The following is a 21,948-nucleotide window of genomic DNA, read 5'->3' on the forward strand; positions in this document are numbered from 1 at the left end:
TTGTTGTTTTTTTTGTTTGTGGTTGTTGGGGTGTCTGGTTTTTGGCGCTGGTTTTTAGTTGGGATTAAGCCCTTTTATAAAACATATAATAAGCGGGCTGACGCCCAACTACGTACCTGCATAGCAGCGCTAATCTTATAACTAGCAACTTGCGTTAATATCATCTTCGGTTACATCATTCGATAAAAAAATCATTTTATTATCTGCGTTTATCTGTTTACATCTGCGGTAAAAATTTAACCTCTAATTCCTACAGATAATCTTTCGCTCTAATCGTTCAAACGCAACTTCCAGAGGAAATTTTTCCCCTCGTTCCAATTGTGCCAGTCCGACATCTATTTTTTCGCGAGTTTCCTGTACCCACTGTTCGTAACCTCTGCTTTGTTCTTCCAACAAGCGTAATGCTGCCTCTATAGCCTGTTCTGGATTGGCAAAAATTCCCCGTTCAATTTGGGATTGGATAAACTGTTCTTGTTCTGGCTTGAGGGTAATATTCATCGCTTCTTGTTCCTGGTACTGAAATCATTTTCGCTAATTTTCTGCCATATAACCAGCTTACACGAATCAGATTTGTAGGTTAAGTTGAGGCACGAAACCCAACGTATTTGTTGGGTTGTGTCTTTTGGTTTTATGGTGAAAAATGTTTGTTGATGCAACAGATGTGTGCTAATTTTGTGCCATATAACCAGCTTAGACGAATCAGATTTGTAGGTTGGGTTGAGGCACGAAACCCAACGTATTTGTTGAGTTGTGTCTTTTGGTTTTATGGTGAAAAATGTTTGTTGATGCAACAGATGTGTGCGATGATGGTGGGTTACGGCACGGGAAGTTAAATTATTTGTTGAAAGTTTTGAATTTATCGCCCGTGCCTAACCCACCCTACGATTAGATAATTTTTGCTTATCAGTGCATTCGGTTGTATATTTGTAGGGGCGAAGCATTAGGGCGACTATCGATCGCTCAAAACCCTAGATTTTATATCCTAATGCTTCGCCCTCCCCTGACGCTGAGTTTAACTAATTAACAAAGCAACCGGGAAATGTTGCAAAGCTTGCCCAATTAATACTTTGCCATTAGATTGAATTGTTTGTGCAGTGATGGCATCTTTCCAGGCAGATGGCATTCCCTGCGGCAGTTCGATGCGAGTGTCTTCCCACACTTGTTCGCCAAGGGGAACTTCTTCTGGCTTTATCAGGCTGGTTAAAAAGCGGGGAGTGAGTGCGATCGCAACCTTATCTTCATATTTTCTCGCAAAAGCGACTACGCGATCGCTAAATTTTCCAGTCACCTCCAACGGGATATAATCACCTGATTGGAAAAGTTCGATATTCTCGTTTCTCGTCGCCAGAATTCTATTAATCAAAAACATCTTAATTCTAGCATTCGATCGCGTGGCAACTAAATCGGCAATTAAGCTCAGAATATCTTTCTCCGCCTTCTCTTTAATTTCTTTTAAAACCGCAACTCGCTCCTCAAAATTAACCGGACGGCGATTATCCGGATCGACGTGACTGAGATCCCAAAATTCCGTACCTTGATAAAAGTCTGGCACACCGGGAGCGGTTGCTTTCAGCAGCGTTTGGGATAGGGAGTTGAAGATGCCATACTGCGCGATCGTCTTTTGGAAAGGCTGAATTTCGGCGAGAAATTTCTCATCTTCCAAAACAGCATCAACAAAATCCATGTAAGCATTTTCGTAATCGGAATCCGGTCTTAACCATGCCGTGTGAACCTTCGCTTCCCGCACCGCTTTGATCGCAAAATTCTTCATGCGATCGTGATAGTCAGTCCCCTTTATTTCCCCGAAAGGATAAGTTCCGATCAGCGTTTGGTAAAAGAAGTATTCGTCATTCACATCCGGAATCAAGCGATTCTTCATTTTCTTTTTCTTGGCGCGATTCATTTCGCTCCATGCTTTCACTTGTTTTTCCCATTCTTCCGGTATTTCCGACAGCACATTAATCCTCGCTCGCACATCTTCGCCTCGTTTGGTATCGTGAGTTGCCGTAGCATTCATTTTATGAGGCCAAGTTTCTTGCTGCTTTTGATTGAACTCGTGAAAATCCGCAATTGAGATGCCAAATTGACCGGGATTGCCGCCAACTTCATTCAGAGATATGAGTCGGTTATACACATAAAAAAGTGTATCTTCTATCCCTTTTGCCATCAAGGGGCCAGTCAATTGTTGCAGCCGCATAACGAAGTGACGGCTCAGTTCCTTTTGTTCTGCTGTTAATGATTCTTCCTCTTCCAGCAGAAGTATCTTTTCGATAAAATTGAGTTCTTTTAGAAGCTGGGGTACGTGCCGTCTTGTTTCTTCCATCACTTCTTTGATATAGATGCGATCGGATTCTCGCAAACCATCTTGATTGATATAAGTTCGATAAACTGGGAACAGCGCCAGCACTTCCGAAAGCGCTTTTTGCAAACCGAAACGAGTAAAGTCATTGCCATATCGCGATTGACCGGATACTCGTTTCAGGAGTTGCGCCAGATTATCGACATCTCCTGCTAAGTTTCTTTCGACAATCAGCCGCTTTTTATCATAAAAAAGCTGTTCGTAATTGGTATTTGCCCTGGCAAATTTCTGGTAGATCTCAGTAAACTTCTCCTCATTCTCCTGTTGGCAGAATATGCCATTAATTTGGATCAAAAAGTCATAGCCGCTCGTTCCTTCGATCGGCCAGTATTCCGGCAAGTTTTCTTTCTGTTCCAGAATCTTTTCAACCGCAATGTAGATATCGCCTGTTTTTTCCCGAAGTCGTTTTAGATATTCCGTTGGGTCGTACAGTCCATCGATGTGATCGATTCGCAATCCGGTGAATTTTCCTTCTTCAACTAGATGGAAGATCAAAGCGTGGTTTCTGCGAAAAGCCTTGATTTCTTCTACTTTTACAGAAATCAGTTCGTTAACGGTAAAAAACCTTCTGTAGTTAATTTCTTCCGCACCCACTTTCCAGAAAGATAGGCGGTAGAATTGCTCTGATAGCAAACTATCCAGCGGGTTAAAGCTTTCTGGATTTCCCTTTTCGCCATTGAAGTATTCGATATTGCGATCGACAAAATCTTTAATAGCAGGATTCTCTGTGTAAAGTTCCCACAAAAGTCCTTTAGCAAAAGCTATCTGGTCGTATCTTTCCTTACCTTTGACTTCCGAAGGAATGTTTTTGATCAGATAAAGAATCCCTAGCATCTTGATAAAATCAGGATGCTGTCTGCCTCCCAATTCCCTTGCTAATTGTCCTAATCCATGCGTAATAAACTTGACATAAGATTCTATCCTGACGGGCAATTTTGTACTGTAGTAATTAACACTTAAACCTGTTTCGTCGTATTTAAGTTGAATCTCGCCATTTTCCAAAGCTTCTCCATAAAAACTTCCCATTAACGGGGCAAGCACTCGTCCTTTAATATCTTCATAAGGGTGATCCCAGTTAATATCGAAGTAATCAAAATACTCTGAATCGGGGCCATTTTCCAGCACATCCATCAGCAGCGAATTTTCGCTATCGTAAGCCATATGGTTGGGCACAATATCCTGCACCCATCCCATATTTTTGGCTTGCAATTCGCTGACTAGCGCTTCAAAATCTTCTCGCGTTCCCAGTTCCGGGTTGATTTGATTCGAGTCTACAACGTCATAGCCGTGCGAACTACCTTTTCTGGCTTTAAATATCGGCGAAGCGTAGATATCGGTAATTCCTAATTCCGCCAGATAATCAACAATTTGCGTTGCATCCTCAAAGTTAAATCCGGCATGAAATTGAATTCTGTAAGTTGCTGTAGGAATCCGCATGATAAATACTCCTAAATAATTTTCTTAGTAGGGTGGGCAATGCCCACCCCACAATCATTTAACTTCGTACACCACAAAACTTTGAGGTTTCATTATAACTTCTTTCCCCGCCTCCAAATTGTCAGGCAATGAAGCACCAGACCCCATCCACTTGCGATCGGAAGAATCCAAAATTTTCTGCCAGTTACCTACAGGCGGTGCAGCAGTAAAAGTAACATCTCCGAGATTGAAGTTTAGGATGGCAAATATCTGGCTGTCATCATTCCAGCGACGTAAAAACAAAATTTTGTCATCTTCGATACCAGATACCTCCAAACATTTCTTATCCAGCTTTTTGAGGGTGGGAATTGTCTGGCGCATCTGAATTAGTTGGCGGTGCAGTTCCCACAAAGCTTGGTGTTTTCCTTCTTTTCGCAGTTCCCAATTAAGTTTGCACTTGTTGAATGTGTCAGGACTTTGAGGGTCTTGCATTTCGCCTCGTCCTGCAAATGCTTTAAATTCTTCTGCTTTGCTCTTGCGGATTATTTCAATCAACTCCTCATCCGAATGACTGATAAAATAGAAAAACGGTGCTGATTCCCCGTACTCTTCACCCATAAACAGGAAAGGCACAAACGCAGAAAGGAAAACTGCACCTGCTGCTAATTTCAAACCTTCAAAAGCAACAAGCTGCGACAATCTTTCTGCCAAGACGCGATTGCCTATTTGGTCGTGCGTTTGCGAAAAAACGACAAATTTATATCCCGGTTCTTCTACAGAAGAACTACCGTGACGGCGTTTTCTGTGCGGTGCGTATTGCCCGGAATAGACAAAGCCTTCGCGGTAAGATTTTTCTATGTGGGATAATTTGCCGAAATCTTGGTAATATCGGTCATTTTCACCCGTTAGCAATGTGTGCAGCGAGTGATGAAAATCGTCGTTCCATTGTGCGTCTAAGCCATAACCGCCTATTTCTTTTGGTCGAATGGTGCGGACATCGTTTAAATCGCTTTCGGCGATGAGATAAAGTTGGCGACCTATTCGTTGGGAAACTTCGGCAACGGCGTCGGAGAGTTCCCGTAAAAACGGTCTGGCACCAAACTCTAGAATAGCTTGGATCGCATCCAATCGCAGACCATCTATATGATAATTCTCAAACCAATACAGGGCGTTTTCAATAAAATAGTTCCGCACGCCATCGCTGTATTGACTGTCAAAGTTCATGGCGTCACCCCAATCACCGCTATATTTTTTGGTGAAGTAGGGGCCAAAGTCTGCAAAGTAGTTCCCTTCTGGGCCAATGTGGTTGAAGACGACATCGAGTATTACCGATATGCCGTGTTGGTGACAGGCATCGATCGATTTTTTGAATGCTTCTGGGCCACCGTAAGAATTTTGGACGGCAAAGGGAAAGACACCATCGTATCCCCAGTTGCGATCGCCTGGAAATTGAGCGACCGGCATAATTTCGATCGCATTGATACCCAACTCGCGCAGATCTTTCAATCGCGGTATCATTCCCTCAAAAGTACCTGCATCGGTAAAAGTACCGACGTGCAGCTCGTAAATAATCATTTCCTCTAAGGGAACGCCAGACCAATTATTATCAGTCCAGGCAAATGTGCTGTGTTCGACAACTTCGCTGGGCCCGTGTACGCCTTGGGGTTGAAAGTGGGAGGCGGGATCTGCTCTTTCAATATTTCCTTCCAGTTTGTAATTATATAGTGTTCCGGGAGCGACACCCTCAACAGTGACTTTCCAGTACCCTTCCTCATCTTGCTGCATGGGAATAAGTCTTCTATCTGAAGAGAGAATTTGTACTGCTACCTCTTGGAGAGTGGGAGCCCATACACTAAATTCACAACGATCGTTGCCCACGTAATGGGAGCCTATTCTCACTCTTTGGGGGGATTGCTCTTGTGTCATAAAAATTGTGGGAATTTTAGATTAAAATTTTTCAGTTGGAAAAGCGGAAACTCAACAGTTTTCTTTACAGTAAAGAGACTTCTGAAAATCAGGCCGCATTTTCCGGTAGCTAACGGATTTGCCAGTAAATCGCACGATTAGCTGCCATGTGTCTACGATCGCATCATCCCACTTTGTAAGAAAGCGTCGTTCTCCCTCAAGATAGAGATCTGAGTGCAATAAATTTCTCTTTCCTGCTAAAATTCAACTGCGAACAAGACGCCCAGGCAATATACAAATAGGTTTCGCATTTCTTTGACTCTCCCACTATCCCCTAGTGTTTATATATACAGACTTGTCTTCTATCTCAATAAGTACTTATTTTGACGTTTAAGCTAGCCAGTCAGAGACAGGCAGAGTTAGAAGCAAAAAAAAGTCGGCTAATTCCTACTTTTAAGCTAAAGCAATTTCAAATAACTGTTTAATTCCCGTAATTCAAAGTCAGGGTGCGATCGCTACATCACTACTTATACTTAATTATACTTAGATCCGCACTCAGGGTATCTGCTTGGCCAACAAACGTCTGGCTTGATTATAAAGTTGATATGAAGACGGTGCAGAAATTTATAAATCCTTAGTGAAATCTCGTAGTTACCTATTCACTTATTCGGTAATTGCCACTAACCTATGTATTAACCCAGAAAGGAAAACATTTATATGGATACAAGTCGAAATGAGAGATTTACTTAAAGGCAGAGAAAATAACCTAGACTTGCAGACAAAATAAAAATTTACATCTATCCAAATACCGAAAGTTTAGGGCTTCCCAACCAATATAATCGCTCCTCCCTACATATCGGCACCTAATTATGATTAAGCCCGTTCTGACCGTTTTCTACCAGTTCAACCCTTGGCACAGCAGCATCGGCGGAATCCAAACTGTTATAAAAAATTTTGTTAAGTACGCTCCCAGCGAATTTGAGGTGCGGTTGGTAGGAACGGGCCACGAGGAGCAGCACCTACGTGTGGGTGAGTGGCACGAAGCAGAACTGGCGGGCAAGGCAATTCAATTCATGCCTTTATTCAATCTTAAAGATGACAATGTTAGAAAATTAATACCTACAACTATTAAGTACGCAGCTGCGCTGTTCGGTCGTAACCTAGCATCCGACTTCATGCACTTTCACAGGTTAGAACCGACATTAGCAGCGCTAAACTGGCCTGGAGAGAAAGCCCTTTTTATTCACAACGATATAAATAAGCAGATAAATTCTGCGGGTGGCAAAGATGCGATCGCATGGCGGTATTTTCCCGCAGCCTACTTTGCCCTCGAACAGCAACTGCTTGGCCAGTTTTCCCAAATCTTCTCCTGCAATACGGAATCGGCGCAATTATACCGTCAGCGCTACCCAGAGATAGCAGACCGAGTTAGCTACGTAAAAAACACAGTAGACAACGAAATTTGCTACCCCTTGACCTGGGACGAACGCCAGCAGGAAAGACGCCAGCTCGCTATTCGGATGGGGAAAACGGAAGATACGCAGTTCGTGCTATTTGCCGGTAGGCTGCATCCCCAGAAAGACCCGATCCTGCTAGTGAGATCTCTAGCCGCTCTCAACAATCCCAAAATTCACCTACTCATCGCAGGTGATGGAGATTTGAGAGCAGAAATACAAACAGAGATTTCGCGCTTGGGACTCTCTGAGCAAGTCACAATGCTCGGAGCAATAAACCAAGCCGAACTTGCACAGTTGCAGCGCCTTAGCAGTGTCTTCGTACTGACCAGCGCCTACGAAGGTTTACCAGTAGTCGTTCTCGAAGCACTAGCCTGCGGGACGCCAGTAGTGACGACCCGCTGCGGTGAAACCCCAAATCTACTTACCGCCCACAGCGGAGTGGTATGTGAGGAACGCACGCCAGTTGCAGTAGCCGATGCCTTGCGTCAAGTACTGCAAAATCCTGGCAATTTCCCAATCGAAGCCTGCGTCAAAGCCGCCGAACCATATAGCGCCAGCACTGTGGTGGGTGCCATCTACAACATTTTGCTACACCGCTGGCAACAGCGGAACTCATCCATTCGCCAAACGAATCAACAATCTTTGACAGGGGTTTCACTATGAGAATAGCTGTAATTGGTGCAAAAGGCTTGCCGGCAAAACAAGGTGGTATCGAGCATCACTGCGAAGAAATCTACACCCGCATGGTTGAAAAAGGCCACGAAGTCGATCTGTTCGCTCGCTCCTCCTATACTGGCTCGAATTCACTGCATACCTACAACGTTGGCGGCGTTCGCATCGTCTCCTTACCTTGCTTGAAAGCAGGCGGAATGGATGCGTTGCTGAGTTCCGCACTGGGAGCGATGGCTTCCCTTGGCAAAGAGTACGATATCATCCACTTCCACGCTTTAGGGCCATCCCTCTTCACCTGGCTGCCAAAATTTAGCACCAACGCCAAAATAGTCGTTACCTGTCACGGTCTAGACTGGCAACGCGCCAAATGGAATAAAGCTTGCAGTCATCTCATCAAAATGGGCGAACGCGCTGCCGTCCGCTTCGCCGATGAGATCATCGTCGTCTCAGAAGAACTCCGCTCCTACTTTAAGAAAACATACAACAGAGAAACAACCTACATCCCCAACGCCGCCTCAAACTTAGGAGAGTCAGACCCCAATTTTGCTTTCGGCACTTCCTTGGGATTGCAGCAACAGCGGTACATTATGTTTCTGGGCAGACTTGTTCCGGAAAAATGCCCCGACTTACTCATCAAAGCCTTCCAAAAACTCCAACCGCAGGGATGGAAACTTGCCCTTGTTGGCGGTAACAGCGATACTACGGAGTACTCGCAGCAGCTGGTCGATTTAGCAGCAAACAATCCCAACATCGTATTCACCGGTCAACTTAAAGGAGCCCATCTAGCAGAAATCATCCAAAAAGCTGGATTATTTGTACTTCCTTCTGAGTTGGAAGGATTACCCCTAGCGATGTTGGAAGCAATGCAGGAAGGTGTACCCGTAGTGGCGAGCGACATTCCCGTACACAAGCAACTGATCTCTAACAACCGGGGTGTGCTTTTCCCTGTTGGAGATTTACACTCCTGCGTTCGCAGCTTAGATTGGGCAATCCATCACCCACAGGAAATGGCGGTAATGGCTAGCAATGCCCAAAACTACGTAAAAGCCAACTTTAACTGGGATGGCATTACTGACGATACCTTGGGATTGTACAAAGCACTTTTGCACTGCGAAACCCCAGCACCAGTCCGCGAACGCAGATGGTCAATGTTGAGAAATATTCTCGCTAGGCTTAAGGTTAGTTGCGTCTAAGGTGTGTGTTAAACTGGCCGCGTATCTTTGCCGATTCAGATTAATGTATACTATCCAACTTGCGTCGGCATAAGTGTCGCTAGTTATTTTATCCTTTCCGTAATACCGATATAGTTCTCTAAATGTACTATTGAGCAGATTTTGACCTTTAGCAAGATTTACCCCTGTTAAAAAGGCGTACTGGATAATACCAGTACGCTTTCGTATTTTTGCTGACGATCGGCTGTTATGGATGGGATTTTAATTACCAAAACTTACTGATGCCAAATAAATTATTGTCTCATATTGTAATAATAGTAAACTGACTTAAACTCAGGGGAAACTATATGAAAGCATCTATAAAAAGGTTGATTTCCTTACCCTTGATGTTACTTTTTACCAGTTCTGCCTTCGTCGTTTTGGCAGTTTCGGTAGTCTTAATGGCAGCAGAATCTCTACTTTCAGAGGTATTGCCATAACATCCTACTTCTGGCAGATGACGATCGTCTCAAAGTTAGTTATGGGATGCAATCCTTCACAAGATCTTCACTTTTTTAACATTCAATATTAAAAAGCAGCTCGCTAGTAAGAGCTGCTACCTCAATCCTAGTAAAAACAAGGTTTCTGAGATGAAAGCTGCGATCGAACGACTGGCTTCCTTACCCTTAATGTTAATATTCACCGGTTCTGCCTTCGTAGTTTTGGCAGTTTCGGTAGTCTTGATGGCAGCAGAATCTCTACTTTCAGCAGTATTGCCACAAGCAAAAGAGCCAAAAAAAGATAGTTGCAACACAGGTGTAAGCCAAACAGGAGTAGCGTCAGAAGCATTCAGCAAAGCTATTTGAACAAAAATGTCTCTCCTGCGGCTTCTTTCTTACAGCAGATGTAGCTTATATAACAAAAAATCATCCTGATAGAAGGAAGTCTTAGGGATGAAAACATGAAAAGCGTAATTTTTGGCAGTTTATCCGTGCTGTTATTGTCTGCTGCTTTTGCACCAAACACACTAGCTCAACAAGCAGAAACTGCACGCTCCAGCGCAACTACAGGTAGTTCTGCTGCTACGACCTATAGAATCGAGCCTTTCAATCTGGCTTGGATGGCTTATCAAGGATACTTTCAGGCGCAGGGTATTCCCGCAGGTAGAACTTTGATCGCTGCTTTTAAGTCAGCAGATATTAGTGCCAGAGAGATTGTGCAAGCTGCCGCCAAGTCGGGTAGATTGCCATCCGAATTCTCGCCCGATAGTTCGTACTTGGGAGCGATGGAAATAACTTTGGGCAAAATAGCAGCTCGCTAGAAAAGTCAAAAGTTAAAAGTCAAAAGTCAAAAGTCAAAAGTCAAAAGGCAAAAGGCAAAAGTCAAAAGTCAAAAGTCAAAAGAAAATATTTCTTCTTTTACCTTACAAGGCTGTGACTGAGAACGGCCTTTTGACTTTTTGGGCTCCTAGAGCGCCAGTCCACTAGAATAAATTGACAAAAACAAGGAAATATGTATTGTGTAGGGGCGAAGCAAGAGGGCGACAGTCGATCGCCAGAAGCAACAATTTTTAAGGCAAACACTATAATGCCGACTTAAATGCTAGTTACAATATCGGAGCGAGATATTGGTATAGCCTAATTGTAGGTGACAAACATTTTTCTAGGGTGTTCGTAGGCAAAAGTTCCAACGGCACACTGAGAACGCCAGTAACTCTGGGAACGCTAAGAGAACTTTCTTTTGGCGTAAGAATCCCCAACTATAACGAAGTTTAGTTGGGGTGCGTTCAATTAACTACCCGGACTTCCGTAGTAGATACCATTGCCAGCAGTACCAATAAAGACCAAGCCATACTGCTGCCAACTCGCCTCCATTACCACCGGGCCATTACCAATGGGATTCTGCTGCGAACCGATACTCGTCCAAGTTTGTCCTTTATCGAGAGAACGGAAAATACCTTCTCCCACACCTGCAACTTTTCCATATACATAAAGTGCGGGAGTGGTACTTCCTGTCGGTGGCTTACCGAAGGCAAACAAACGTGCGCTTTCTACGGAGGGTAGCTTAGTAAAAGTATTGCCTCCATCTGTAGAGCGAAATAAACCGTTCCATTCCAGACTCAGCCAGACTTCACCTTTGGCACCAGGAACTGTTTTGAGCTTATCCAAAACCCATTCGCTCTTTGGCACCGATGAGTTGACAAGGCTGAAGGACGCGCCGCCGTCATTACTGCGATAAACTTTGCCGTCGCTGTAGTAATAAAACGTATTCCCATCTACTTTATCTGCGGCGAGAGGTTCGCCCCAATACCACGGCCCTTTGGGGCCATTGGGTAGTCCCGACACCGCACTCCAAGAAGCGCCGCCATCAGTTGTGCGTATAGCTTTACCTTCGCTGACGGCGACAACGAAGAGATTGGGATTATTAGCAGATAAAGCTAGGCGCAACGGCATCGTGTTCGCCGGAAATGAGGGAAACTTCTGCCAAGTCAATCCTCCATCGGTGGAAGTTGCGCCTGTAAAATTTGAATTCCATCTCGCACCGCCTACGCGCACTACGCGCAAAGGATCGCTCTCGCTGTAGGCAATACTAAAAGTATCCCGATTCGTGTGACTCCATTGCGAAATACCTGCCAATCTTGTGGAAGGATAAGCATTGAGTCCGTTATTGTGGTAAAATCCGTCTTGATCTGCTGTGCCACTCAACAAAACTCCTCCCTTCGGAGGCGCAGCTAAGGAGAAAACCACTAACTCTTCGTGTCCGGCTTCGTAGTTTGTCCAAATTACTGGATTGGCATTAATATTTTCAGTTTGCCAAATGCCGTTGCCGTCAGTTAACCATACTCTGCTGGGGACTTTTGGGTCAAATTCGATCGCAGATGTCCACACGGAAAACATATAGTCGTCCCACCAAGGAACGGTGTGCTTGAGAGATACTTTCATCTCTGTCCATGAGGTTCCGCCATCTGAAGTTCTATAGATTTTCGTAGATACTGACTGACCCAAAGCGACGATGACATCGTTGGGATTGCTGGGGTTGACAGCTAAAGCATTAAAGGAAGCTTCTTTGCTGTTCGGAGTAATGTTATTCCAAGTACCGTTGCTATATTTACTCACTCCAGATTGATGAGTTACGTACAAAATACCGTTGTTAGCAACTGCGATTCGCTGTCCTTGCTTTGGGCTGCCCTCGATTTTTTGCCAAGTAACGCCCGTATCGGTAGATTTGTAGATTCCGTCTCCATAAACATTAGCGTAGACCAATCCGGGCGATCGCTTGTCAAACACAATCCCCAAAATGCCAACACCTTCTGTCAGAGATGGCGAAAAAGAGGTAACTTTAGCCCATGTCGCACCAGCATCGGCGGATTTCCACAGCCCATCGTATCGCGAACCAAAAAAGATAATGTTTGAGTTAGCGGGGTTTACAGCTAATCTTATTCCTGCCCATCGATGATCTTCGTTACCCCCCATTGCTAAGTCTATGTTCAGTTTAGTCCAGGTTTTTCCGGCATCGGCGGACTTAAAGATTGTCCCTTTTAGCGGCAACTTTGGGTATTTCCCTGCTGCTATGTAGACTGTATTCGGATTGTTGGGATCGACTGCTAGTGCTTCTCCACCGTAGTAGTTTTCTTTGGATACGGGAAAGCTGTTATTTAATTGCATCCAGCTTTTATCTGTGGGATTCCAACGATAAAAACCGCCTACATCGGTGCGAATATAAACAAGATCTTGCTGTCGCGGATGGGGATAGACTCCGGTGACAAAACCGCCGCCGCCGATGGAGACGTTAGCCCAGCGATAGCCATTCTGCCCGGTAGTATACTTTGCTTGTGCGATCGCACTCGGTTGAGTTTGAGGCTGCGGCTTGCTGGCGGCACAGGTAGTGATAACGCCAAGACAAATCGGAATGACAGCCCATCGAAAATGTTTCAATAGCGCCATAATTTACTGAATATTATTGTGGAGTATCAACAACGTTAGCCGACAATTTTCGACTGCACTCACACCAGCACTGAAGTTTCGATCTCAATCAAACAGTACATCCGCTTTCTCGATATACGGCTATTTTGTTTCTGACTTCTGGTGCGAGGCGATCGTACTGATGCAAAACTTTGATCGGGCTGCCATCGTCGTTCCTTAAATATCCGTTGCTGTCAAACTGTAGTTTTTCCTCGTTGGTATAGTGCATGGTTAAGATCGGCCCGCGAAAATTATTGTAAAAATTCACTTTCTTAACTAAGCCTTGGTAAATGATGTAGTTATGCACGCCTTGATCGATTCCCCAAGAATGATATTTCAGTTGCACAAAGGAATCTATCATTGCTTTTAGGTAAGCCATTATAGCGTCTGTGCTGCCAATTGTTGTGCCGGAACAGGAAATACTTTTATCTGCTATCTTGGCAAGCGCATCTTCCCCAAACCCTTCCCTAATCCACTGTGCGTTCCCTTCGCTATCACCGATCGTTTTTTCTCCCTCCTCCAGAAAGCAATTCAAGCTACCATCCTCAAACTCAAAATCAAAGGGGTCGCCTTGAAATACGACATCCCTTACATCTGACAGCATCACATTAGCGTACTTTTCTCCGTATTTAGATAAATATAAGTAGTAAATCGCATATCTATTACATGACGGGACGTTTAGAAAATACTGAGCTACGCGAGCCTTGATTGAATCTTCGTTTTCTTTTGCTAACTTACTCACTCCTCTTAACAGCCAAGTATACAATCTATTGAAAGGATAAATATTTAGTAAAAGATAGGGATAAATTTTTTTATTTTGTTTGAGCTTTCCGCCTTGGCCGATGTAATAGGGCAGATTTATGTAAAACTCTTTAAAGGGATACATTTGTACGCCATATTCTTGAAGTAAGTCAATAGTTCTTTGGCTTAAATCGCAGTAAACCAAACAGATATCTCCTTGATAGCCCGTATTCTTGAGTGAAATGACGAAAGGCTTGATTTGCTCAAAATCATAAGTTTTTACGAATCCCAGTACCAAATTTTTCTTGTTCTTGTTAGTATTATTCATTGCCTTGTTAAAAGTAGGAAAGTTTTTATTTCAAACAATATAACACAAGCTTAACAGGTTGACACTGCTTTCCCGATAAGCGATCGCACATTGGCAGCGAGCGAGACGCGGAGTATCGCGATCGGGTAGAGTGGGCTGTAGAACTCTCAATCGCAGTGTCGGAAATTTTATTTTTTTTTAATCTAGAAAGGTGAAATATCCTGCTGGGATGGCTGAGGGGGTGGCGATGCGATCGGCTACAAAGAAAGGTGTGATTTAATATGAATTGTGCAAAAAAGAATCTATCAAAATAGGGATTCCCTAAAGATTGAAGATTTATGAAAAATTTGGCTTAAAAAGGAGAAGGCGTTGAAATATCATATAGCTCTAATTCGGGCGATCGACCTAGAAGGGATGGCGCGAGATGCCGAACAGCGTAAATGCCCCCGGCATATTATGTGGCAGCTAAGTCAACAGCTAGGTGCGACCATCCACAAACCAGCCGGAAATCCGGTACAACCAATAGATAAGATACGCGGGAAACTAGGATCGAACATTCCGGAACAGTGGGCTTTGGGTCGCGCACTGTCAGAGAAACTTACAAGCGACGATTTGATATTCTGTCCTGGGGAAGATGTCGGATATCCCGTCGCGGCACTTTGCGGTGCGAAACGCGATCGGCCCAAAATAGTCGTAATCGTTCACAATTCCGATCGACCCCGCACTCGTCTGTCCTTGAAACTGTACGGTTTGGCAGATAAAATTGACCTATTTATTACTCCGGCTCGCCTGCAAGCTGATTTCCTCCATCGTTACTTGAATTTGCCAGCAGAAAAAGTCTGGTTACTACCAGATCAAACAGATGTGAAATTCTTTACACCCGGTCCTGTTTCACCAGATAAGCGTCGTCCGATGGTGATGAGTGTGGGATTGGAACAGCGGGATTACGTAACTTTAGCAGCAGCGACAAAGGACTTAGACATCGATGTCAAAGTTAGCGGTTTTTCCACGGCAAAGCTAAAAGAAGAATACGCACGTCCGAAGTCGCGCAGATTTCCGAACGTTCTGCCGGAAAATATGTCCTGTCAGTTCTACGAATGGCCGGATTTAGTGCAACTTTATCGCGACGCCGACATAGTAGTAATTAGCTTGGTGGAAAATAAGTTTGCGGCTGGAATTCAAGTGATGCACGAAGCTTTAGCTTGTCGGCGTCCGGTGATTATAACCCGCACTCGCGGGATGAGCGAATACCTTGAAACTCCTGGTATTGTTACTACGTTTAATCCAGGGGATGTGGCGGGATTGCGAGAAGCGATCGTTCATCTTTTGAACAATCCGGAGGAGGCGAAAGCACAGGCGCAGCGCGGTCACGAATTGGTGTTAAAAGACCGCAATAGCGATCGCTTCGTGGAGGCGATCGCCAATCGATTAATTGAGATGGGATCGTAGAAGATTTTTCATAAATTAAAATGCTGAATAAATTGAAAGCAGCAATTGCAAAGCTCAGTCCCGAACTGCGTAGGATTATCGGCAGTGTAATCTGGTTGTCAGGCGATCGCATCTTACGCATGGGCGTCGGGCTAATTGTGACCGCTTGGATAGCTCGTTATCTAGGCCCAGATGGATTTGGTCTGTTTAACTACGCAACTGCTTTTGTTTCGCTATTTGGCGTGCTTGCCACTTTGGGATTGAATCAAATTGTCGTGCGCGATATAGTTCGCGATCCATCCCATAAAGACGAAACTCTTGGCACGACTTTTGTATTAAAACTCGCTGGTGGTATCCTCACAGTATTAGTAACAAGTGGAGCGATTAGCCTAGTCCGTCCTCATGACCCACTGACTCTTTGGATTGTGACAATTACGGCGTCAGTAACAATTTTTGATGCCTTCAATACGATTGATTTGTGGTTCCAGTCTGTAGTTAAATCAAAACATACAGTTATTGCCAAAAATACAGCCTTCGTTATCGTCACCGCGCTCAGAATTGCTTTGATTGAGATGAAGGCTCCTATAGTTGCCTTTGCTTGGGTACTTGTGGTGGAGAGCGCTTTGGGTAGCATAGGTTTGGCGATCGCGCACAAATTGGACGGACAAAATCTGCTCAGATGGCGTCCGAAATTCCAGCGGGCAAAAACTCTGCTCAAGGAGAGTTGGCCGTTAATAATTTCCGATTTAGCTATTATGATCTACGTGCGTATCGATCAGATTATGCTCGGTCAATTAATGGGCGATAAACCCGTCGGGATTTATTCAGCAGCCGTGCGAATAGCAGAAGTTTGGTATTTTTTTGCCAGCGCCATTGTCAATTCCGTAACTCCTGCAATTGTGCAAGCCAAACAGCAGAGTGAAACGCTCTATTACAACAAACTGCAAAAGCTGTTTAATTTAATGGTAATCATAACTTTCAGCATAGCCATTCCCCTGACGCTTATCTCAAAATTTCTCATTGTAGCTATATTCGGCGAAAAATATGCAGCGGCTGCTAGCGTGCTGTCAATCTACATTTGGTCAGCAGTATTTGGTTTTTTTGGGTGGGCAAAAGGAATTTGGATTGTGGCAGAAGGGCAGACAGTTTTTGCTTTAATTTCTACCTGTTGCGGCGCTACTATGAATATTATCCTGAATTTTTGGCTGATTCCGCTTTATCAAGAAGATGGTGCGGCGCTAGCATCGGTGATTTCCTATTCATTTACCGATTATGTGATGTGCCTGATTTATCCTCCGGCTAGAAAGCTAGGTTGGATAATGACCAATGCACTGACTTTCAATTTGTTTGCGAGAAGAAGCAGAGAATAGCAGACCTGTCTGGTCAATTCATGAATTGACTAGATAGGTCTGATGGTTAAGTCCCGATCTAAGCAGATCGACTGGTTGTATCCAAAACTTTACTTTTGACAAAATTCAACCCAGCCCTTACATAAATTTCCAGTTTTTCCGGTAACGTCACGGAAGAAAGATAACTTTGGACAAGTGGCTGATATTGCGCTTCGATACCTCCATTGGCTTGACAAACACCTATACCTGCCCCCATAAGACAATTAGTATAGTTATACAAGGATGGGAATTTCTCCCGTATCCAATAGGCGTGAAGAATTGAGATTCTGGCTGGTCGCAATTTGTCCTTAGTGGTAGCGTTAGCGTTATTACCGTGTATCCGATAAAAACCCAATTCTTTATACACGACAACGCCTTTACTCAGAAATAATGAAGGAAAGATTAGAAAGGTTTCGTTGAGCAAAGTTGACTGGTCTTTTTCGGGTATTGGTAAAATTTGTTGCAGGAGCGATCGCCTTGCAGAAATCCCGGAAGTAGAAGAGTAGGGAAAGTTTTTTCCCGGTTTGCCTTGTTTGGTTTTTTCTCGCAAATCGTACTCCTGAACTGCACCTGCATAGTTCTCAGGAATAGATTTATTGCCGGCAATATCCTTCAAATTGACATCCACAAATTTGAGGCGATCGAAACACCAACCTAAGTCTTCTCGATCGCCCAAAGCATTTACAACTTCTGCTACTTTTTCTGGCAAATAGAGATCGTCGGCATCCAAAAAACAGATAATATCGCCGCGACTGGCGGCAAATCCTGCATTGAACGCCGAAACTTGTCCGCCATTTGGCTTTAGCAATGGGATAATTTTATCCCCATAACTGGCGATAATTTCTCGCGAATTGTCAGTGGAACCATCATCCACCACAATTACTTCGGTGTGGGGATAAGTTTGCTTCAGTGCGCTGTCAATAGCATCTGGCAAGAAGCGTGCGTAGTTATGGTTGTTAATGAGGATGCTAACTAAAGGTTTATCCTTCATGTTTTACTTCCTTGAGGCTGTAAAAGTACCCACCACCAAGCGGCGTCCAAATCTTTCACAGATTTAATTGTATCGGGCAATGATTGCGTTGGCAGGGGTATACGTACAATATTTTCTTGGAGAATTGCAAAACCCGATCCTTGAACGATCGGATACCAAGATGGTAAGCGCAAGCGATTGCACCACCCATGAGTTTTCACGCATCGTCGCGACCAAGCTTCTTCGTCGTATTCCAAAAATTCCAGCCAATTTCCATCGACGGTGTTGTCATCTTTAATATGGAAGTGATCGCGCAAATCGACGATATGCAGGTGGATAGCTTCCGGTTTGGAAATCCGTCGCAATTCTTGAAATAGTTGCTGGGGTTCCCGAACGTGTTCCAGTACGGATTTGCTGTAAATTATATCTACGGAAGCATCGGGTAATGGCAGGTGTACGCCATCGTAATTAACGTATTCTAACCGACGCGCAATTTCGTTTAAATTGACATCGTTTAGATTGGCGGGAAGTTGTGGAAACTTGATGCGATCGGTCTCTATACTCCTCAAATAAATTACCAGTTCCTCGTATTCCTTCCCTTCCTGAAACGGAACCTTCATAAAAGGTTCTGTATCCACCATGAGCGATCGACTCGCTCCACCGAGTAGCATCAGAAAAGCAATATCGGGCGAGTTTCCCGTCCCCAACTCCAAACAGACTTTACCCTTGACAGGAAAGTTGCGATCGCCAATCAGTTGACTGTACCTTTCTAAGACACCAACTACTTGCGACGGAACGTGATCTGTCCCTCCTTCAAATTTATTTAAATTTCCTTTCAGCGATCGGACAAAATTACCTAACCAAGGCAGGTTATTCCATAGGAAACTGCGAACGTTAGTTTTAATCGTGGCAATTGTATTTGGCATAATTACTTATTCGCTGCAAAATTTTTCAAAACCTGTAATACGTTGTTAGCTATATGATTCCAATTCATGCGATTTTTCATCTTATCGCGTGCTTTCTCTGACATTGATGCCAACATAGAATTATCGGAGAGTAACGCGATGATGCGTTCGGCTAAAACGTCACGTGTAGGCTGAGGAATAACCACACCGGTCACTTCGTTATCGACAATTTCTGGCATTCCGTCTCGAGCAGAGACAATACAAGGAACTCCATAATTCATCGCCTCCAATAAAAAGACTGGGAAAGGATCGCAATAGGCAGGTGAAACTACTAAATCTGCGTTCAGAAACAAATCGCGCATATCCGAACGAGATGAAACATGACCGGGATTTTCAATACCATCCTCATTGAAGGTCATTTTTTTACCGACGATCGTCAACTTAGCATCGGGAAGTGCCTGTTTCACCTTTTTAAATGCAGCCAATAGTAAATCTCCTCCTTTTCTTTCAAAATCAGAACCGTTAAACAAAATTCGCTGACTGCCAAAGCTTTTCTCCCCTTCATAAGGTTCTTGAAAATTGGCGGAAGCACCTACAACTGTTATTTTTTCAGGTTCTATGCCGTAGTCTTCTATCAAAGAAGTTTTAACAACATTACTCATCGGAAAAATACGATCGGCGCGTGCATAAGCCTGACGTTCGCAGTCTAGCCAAAAATCAAGTTCTTTAGCGTTACTGAAAGGAGCCCAAGCCGACCAATTTTTCGCAGCCAGAGCCATAGTATAATCCAGGTACATCGCGTAAGGGATGTCGAATTTATCCCAAAATGGACAATACAAGGCAAATAGATGAAAAACTAAATCCGGTGTAAACTCAAGTTCTCTAATTTTCTGCTCCGTCTCTTGAGATTTTTTAATAAATGTTTGCTGATTTTTGCGAAAATATTTCTCGGCTGGCTTGAGGAGAAACTTAGGTAATAAGTTTTTGATTTTTTGCGATCGCCTAGTTTGGGTTAAATTACCTTGTGCTAAATACTCCAAGCGATCGACATGGACAGACATCGCTTTGAATAAAAGCTGATAGCGCTCTAAAAACAAGGCATCTCCAGTAACTAAAACCTTTTTAATTTCCATACTTTCGATCTCCCGAATGCGACCCAACCTGCAACACTTCTAAATACTGTGCGACAGCCTTTTCTAAAGAAAACTCAGCCGCCTTTTGTTGTAGCAATTTCGCATCTACGGGACGATCTAAAGTGCTGATAATTGCCTCTGCCATAGCTTCCGTATCCCCTACAGGTACTAGCTTTCCATACCGCCCATTCTCTAAAATCTCTGCTGGGCCACTTTTGCAGTCGGTAGAGACAGGGGAAGTTCCCGCCGCCATAGCCTCAATCAGTACAGTGGGTAGTCCCTCAAATAAGGAGGAAAGTACAAATACTGCCGATCGCGCCATGTAAGCGTAGGGATTCGCCACAAACCCAGGTAAAGCGACATTTTCCGCTACACCCAGTTCGCGCACCAAAGCCTCCAAGTAGGGGCGATCGATCCCCTCACCCAAGATTATCAATTTAGCCGGACGCTGGCTGTGTACTTTTGCAAAAGCGCGAATGAGTGTAGGAAAGTCTTTCTGCTTCTCTAAGCGTCCCACACCTAAAATTACTGGCGGCGAATCAGGCGCAAACCAAGGGTGTTGGGGGAATTCAGTTATTTTTTGGAAAAGCTCTGGGGTAACAACCGGATTGTAGATCGCTTTCATATTGTTTGCAGAGAAACCCAGATTCACCAAATCTTCTGCAACGCCTTGGGATACCGCCACAACTGCATCTGCCTGGGGGTAGAACCAGCGTGCCAAATAAGGGCCTATTCGTCTTTTTATACCTTGCGTTGTGATTTGAGATTCCCAGGAAAGAGTGTTATGTACGCTCACTACTATGCGGGTAGATACGCCAGCTAATTTGCGACTCCACAGAGCGATTAAATTAGTATCTTCAAAAGCGGTGAGTAGAGTTGTTGGTTGTGACTGGTGGAGATAACGTACAAAGGCAGGCATACTCAGTACCAGTCGTTTGTACCCCAAATTGACGACTCGCACCTCTGGCGGTATGAGAGCAACGAAAGGCCCTTCTGCCCTAACTAAAACTAAGTCTACATTTACACCGCGATCGACAAAACCCCCAATCAAGTTAACGATTACTTTTTCGGCTCCACCACCCGTGAGAGTGGGGTGAAAAATTGCCAGTTTGTCCACCCTTATTTCTCCTCTTTAATAATCAGGGGATACACCACCTCTAATGCCTTTATAAAGCTGGATCAATTCTCGGTCAGAAAGGACGCGATCGCTCTTTTTGCCCATAAAGTAATATCCCGATGCTGCATCGAATGTGCCCGGTTTGTCAACTAAGAAATAATCGAAGTATTTCCACCAAAAGGATGTAAACCGGGCGAACGCTGTCACCAATGCTTGTGCGGCTGTTGATTTGACAAAACTCAACAGAAAGTATTGATAAGCCCAAGCTAGTGCCATTCCCGGCCCGCAAACCACTCCACTAGAAACTTCTTCAAACTTCCGAAATAAACGGCGATGTCCTAAGTAGGTAAAGCGAGTAAAATCGTATCTGCCCATGTGAACTTGCTGCATGAATGGAGTTTCTGCATAAACTACGCCATTATCTTTGAGAACTCGGTAAATTTCTTCTACGCATCGTTGGGGATCGACAACGTGTTCCAGTACAGCTTGGGCAATTACGGCATCAAAGGAAGCATCGGCAAAGGGAATATCGTGAGCATCGCAGATTAATTGGGCTGTGGGGCCGAAAGAAACATCGCTGCCGACAATCTCTATTGATGGAACTGATAAGAGAGGTTCCATTCCTTGGCCTAATATGCCACCACCCAGGACGAGAACTTTGGGGGTTGGGCTTAGTTTTTGAACTTGAAGGGCAAACATTTCATAATTCTCTTTTGTCCTCAGATTGGCCGAAATTGCTGGCACTAAATTCATCAATAACCGTTGAATTTTTGTTTTCGGTTTGATGTTGAAAGTGGTACTTTCGTAATTAAGAAAATCTTTGAGGTTAAAAATACTGGCAGATTCATTTATTAAGACAGGTACGCCATCTATTACGGGAAATACGGTTTGGCATTCGTAATTGGTGCATTTTAATTTTTCGTTGGCTAAGACCAGTTCTGACTTGCAAACCGGACAGCGGAGCATTTTTTGTGTGGTTTCGGTTAGTTTTATTTGGCTATTTGTGGGCATATTCTCTCTCGATTCATTTGATTTAA

17 protein-coding genes are annotated in these 21,948 nt (G+C 44.1%); 7 read left to right on the forward strand and 10 right to left on the reverse strand.

What is annotated here, in order from left to right:
- Window positions 1–243: 243 nt before the first annotated feature.
- The 3 genes from ACE1CD_RS17275 to treZ form a co-directional block, all read right to left on the reverse strand.
- Window positions 244–498 (reverse strand): type II toxin-antitoxin system ParD family antitoxin, encoded by a 255-nt coding sequence (locus tag ACE1CD_RS17275; RefSeq protein WP_374825696.1) that lies wholly within the window; start codon window positions 496–498, stop codon window positions 244–246.
- 514 nt (window positions 499–1,012) lie between these two features.
- The gene (gene treY / locus ACE1CD_RS17280; RefSeq protein WP_374825698.1) at window positions 1,013–3,796 is read right to left on the reverse strand and encodes a malto-oligosyltrehalose synthase; all 2,784 of its coding nucleotides are present in this window, start codon (window positions 3,794–3,796) and stop codon (window positions 1,013–1,015) included.
- Window positions 3,797–3,850: 54 nt separating this feature from the next.
- The gene (gene treZ / locus ACE1CD_RS17285; protein WP_374825700.1) at window positions 3,851–5,701 is read right to left on the reverse strand and encodes a malto-oligosyltrehalose trehalohydrolase; all 1,851 of its coding nucleotides are present in this window, start codon (window positions 5,699–5,701) and stop codon (window positions 3,851–3,853) included.
- Window positions 5,702–6,549: 848 nt separating this feature from the next.
- Here treZ and ACE1CD_RS17290 point away from each other — a divergent pair.
- From ACE1CD_RS17290 to ACE1CD_RS17310, 5 genes are all read left to right on the forward strand, one after another.
- Window positions 6,550–7,800 (forward strand): glycosyltransferase, encoded by a 1,251-nt coding sequence (locus ACE1CD_RS17290; RefSeq protein ID WP_374825702.1) that lies wholly within the window; start codon window positions 6,550–6,552, stop codon window positions 7,798–7,800.
- Window positions 7,797–9,002 (forward strand): glycosyltransferase family 4 protein, encoded by a 1,206-nt coding sequence (locus ACE1CD_RS17295; RefSeq protein ID WP_374825704.1) that lies wholly within the window; start codon window positions 7,797–7,799, stop codon window positions 9,000–9,002. The genes ACE1CD_RS17290 and ACE1CD_RS17295 overlap by 4 nt, the downstream gene beginning before the upstream one ends.
- Before the next feature lie 326 nt (window positions 9,003–9,328).
- Window positions 9,329–9,460 carry a hypothetical protein gene (locus ACE1CD_RS17300; protein ID WP_374790072.1) on the forward strand — a complete coding sequence of 44 codons (132 nt, stop codon included), beginning with the start codon at window positions 9,329–9,331 and terminating at the stop codon, window positions 9,458–9,460.
- Between the two features lie 150 nt (window positions 9,461–9,610).
- Entirely contained in the window at window positions 9,611–9,826 is a 216-nt protein-coding gene (locus ACE1CD_RS17305) for a hypothetical protein (protein ID WP_374825706.1), read from the forward strand.
- A 95-nt stretch (window positions 9,827–9,921) separates the two neighbouring features.
- Window positions 9,922–10,281: a hypothetical protein gene (locus tag ACE1CD_RS17310; protein ID WP_374790076.1), complete on the forward strand. Its 360-nt coding sequence runs from the start codon at window positions 9,922–9,924 to the stop codon at window positions 10,279–10,281.
- Between the two features lie 469 nt (window positions 10,282–10,750).
- Here the strand turns inward: ACE1CD_RS17310 and ACE1CD_RS17315 are convergent, their stop codons facing one another.
- Both ACE1CD_RS17315 and ACE1CD_RS17320 read right to left on the reverse strand, forming a co-directional pair.
- Window positions 10,751–12,904, reverse strand: coding sequence for a WD40/YVTN/BNR-like repeat-containing protein (locus tag ACE1CD_RS17315; protein WP_374825708.1), 2,154 nt, complete (start codon window positions 12,902–12,904; stop codon window positions 10,751–10,753).
- Between the two features lie 88 nt (window positions 12,905–12,992).
- Window positions 12,993–13,991: a hypothetical protein gene (locus ACE1CD_RS17320; RefSeq protein WP_374825710.1), complete on the reverse strand. Its 999-nt coding sequence runs from the start codon at window positions 13,989–13,991 to the stop codon at window positions 12,993–12,995.
- A 348-nt stretch (window positions 13,992–14,339) separates the two neighbouring features.
- Here ACE1CD_RS17320 and ACE1CD_RS17325 point away from each other — a divergent pair, with 348 nt between their 5' ends.
- Both ACE1CD_RS17325 and ACE1CD_RS17330 read left to right on the forward strand, forming a co-directional pair.
- Window positions 14,340–15,419, forward strand: coding sequence for a glycosyltransferase family 4 protein (locus tag ACE1CD_RS17325; RefSeq protein WP_374825712.1), 1,080 nt, complete (start codon window positions 14,340–14,342; stop codon window positions 15,417–15,419).
- A 20-nt stretch (window positions 15,420–15,439) separates the two neighbouring features.
- Entirely contained in the window at window positions 15,440–16,768 is a 1,329-nt protein-coding gene (locus ACE1CD_RS17330; RefSeq protein WP_374790083.1) for a flippase, read from the forward strand.
- 58 nt (window positions 16,769–16,826) lie between these two features.
- On the opposite strand, the gene ACE1CD_RS17335 is transcribed toward ACE1CD_RS17330, so the two are convergent.
- The 5 genes from ACE1CD_RS17335 to ACE1CD_RS17355 are packed head-to-tail and all read right to left on the reverse strand — an operon-like array spanning window position 16,827 to window position 21,922.
- The gene (locus ACE1CD_RS17335) at window positions 16,827–17,777 is read right to left on the reverse strand and encodes a glycosyltransferase family 2 protein (protein WP_374825714.1); all 951 of its coding nucleotides are present in this window, start codon (window positions 17,775–17,777) and stop codon (window positions 16,827–16,829) included.
- A complete protein-coding gene (locus tag ACE1CD_RS17340) occupies window positions 17,774–18,682 on the reverse strand; it encodes a class I SAM-dependent methyltransferase (RefSeq protein ID WP_374790087.1) in 909 nt (302 codons plus the stop codon). The genes ACE1CD_RS17335 and ACE1CD_RS17340 overlap by 4 nt, the downstream gene beginning before the upstream one ends.
- Before the next feature lie 2 nt (window positions 18,683–18,684).
- Window positions 18,685–19,794: a glycosyltransferase family 4 protein gene (locus ACE1CD_RS17345; RefSeq protein ID WP_374825716.1), complete on the reverse strand. Its 1,110-nt coding sequence runs from the start codon at window positions 19,792–19,794 to the stop codon at window positions 18,685–18,687.
- Window positions 19,784–20,911, reverse strand: coding sequence for a glycosyltransferase (locus tag ACE1CD_RS17350; protein WP_374790091.1), 1,128 nt, complete (start codon window positions 20,909–20,911; stop codon window positions 19,784–19,786). The genes ACE1CD_RS17345 and ACE1CD_RS17350 overlap by 11 nt, the downstream gene beginning before the upstream one ends.
- A gap of 15 nt (window positions 20,912–20,926) precedes the next feature.
- Complete coding sequence (locus ACE1CD_RS17355; protein ID WP_374825718.1) at window positions 20,927–21,922, reverse strand: methyltransferase domain-containing protein; 996 nt, start codon at window positions 21,920–21,922, stop codon at window positions 20,927–20,929.
- Window positions 21,923–21,948 lie beyond the last annotated feature (26 nt).

This window comes from Aerosakkonema sp. BLCC-F183, from assembly GCF_041929145.1.
GTDB lineage: Bacteria > Cyanobacteriota > Cyanobacteriia > Cyanobacteriales > Aerosakkonemataceae > Aerosakkonema.

What these genes read in the sequence shown, in the direction of transcription:
- ACE1CD_RS17330 (WP_374790083.1), top strand. Translation starts at nt 15,440, where the DNA reads ATGCTGAATAAATTGAAAGCAGCAATTGCAAAGCTCAGTCCCGAACTG.
- treZ (WP_374825700.1), bottom strand. Translation starts at nt 5,701, where the DNA reads ATGACACAAGAGCAATCCCCCCAAAGAGTGAGAATAGGCTCCCATTAC.
- ACE1CD_RS17345 (WP_374825716.1), bottom strand. Translation starts at nt 19,794, where the DNA reads ATGGAAATTAAAAAGGTTTTAGTTACTGGAGATGCCTTGTTTTTAGAG.
- treY (WP_374825698.1), bottom strand. Translation starts at nt 3,796, where the DNA reads ATGCGGATTCCTACAGCAACTTACAGAATTCAATTTCATGCCGGATTT.
- ACE1CD_RS17290 (WP_374825702.1), top strand. Translation starts at nt 6,550, where the DNA reads ATGATTAAGCCCGTTCTGACCGTTTTCTACCAGTTCAACCCTTGGCAC.
- ACE1CD_RS17315 (WP_374825708.1), bottom strand. Translation starts at nt 12,904, where the DNA reads ATGGCGCTATTGAAACATTTTCGATGGGCTGTCATTCCGATTTGTCTT.
- ACE1CD_RS17295 (WP_374825704.1), top strand. Translation starts at nt 7,797, where the DNA reads ATGAGAATAGCTGTAATTGGTGCAAAAGGCTTGCCGGCAAAACAAGGT.
- ACE1CD_RS17305 (WP_374825706.1), top strand. Translation starts at nt 9,611, where the DNA reads ATGAAAGCTGCGATCGAACGACTGGCTTCCTTACCCTTAATGTTAATA.
- ACE1CD_RS17275 (WP_374825696.1), bottom strand. Translation starts at nt 498, where the DNA reads ATGAATATTACCCTCAAGCCAGAACAAGAACAGTTTATCCAATCCCAA.
- ACE1CD_RS17310 (WP_374790076.1), top strand. Translation starts at nt 9,922, where the DNA reads ATGAAAAGCGTAATTTTTGGCAGTTTATCCGTGCTGTTATTGTCTGCT.
- ACE1CD_RS17320 (WP_374825710.1), bottom strand. Translation starts at nt 13,991, where the DNA reads ATGAATAATACTAACAAGAACAAGAAAAATTTGGTACTGGGATTCGTA.
- ACE1CD_RS17355 (WP_374825718.1), bottom strand. Translation starts at nt 21,922, where the DNA reads ATGCCCACAAATAGCCAAATAAAACTAACCGAAACCACACAAAAAATG.
- ACE1CD_RS17340 (WP_374790087.1), bottom strand. Translation starts at nt 18,682, where the DNA reads ATGCCAAATACAATTGCCACGATTAAAACTAACGTTCGCAGTTTCCTA.
- ACE1CD_RS17300 (WP_374790072.1), top strand. Translation starts at nt 9,329, where the DNA reads ATGAAAGCATCTATAAAAAGGTTGATTTCCTTACCCTTGATGTTACTT.
- ACE1CD_RS17335 (WP_374825714.1), bottom strand. Translation starts at nt 17,777, where the DNA reads ATGAAGGATAAACCTTTAGTTAGCATCCTCATTAACAACCATAACTAC.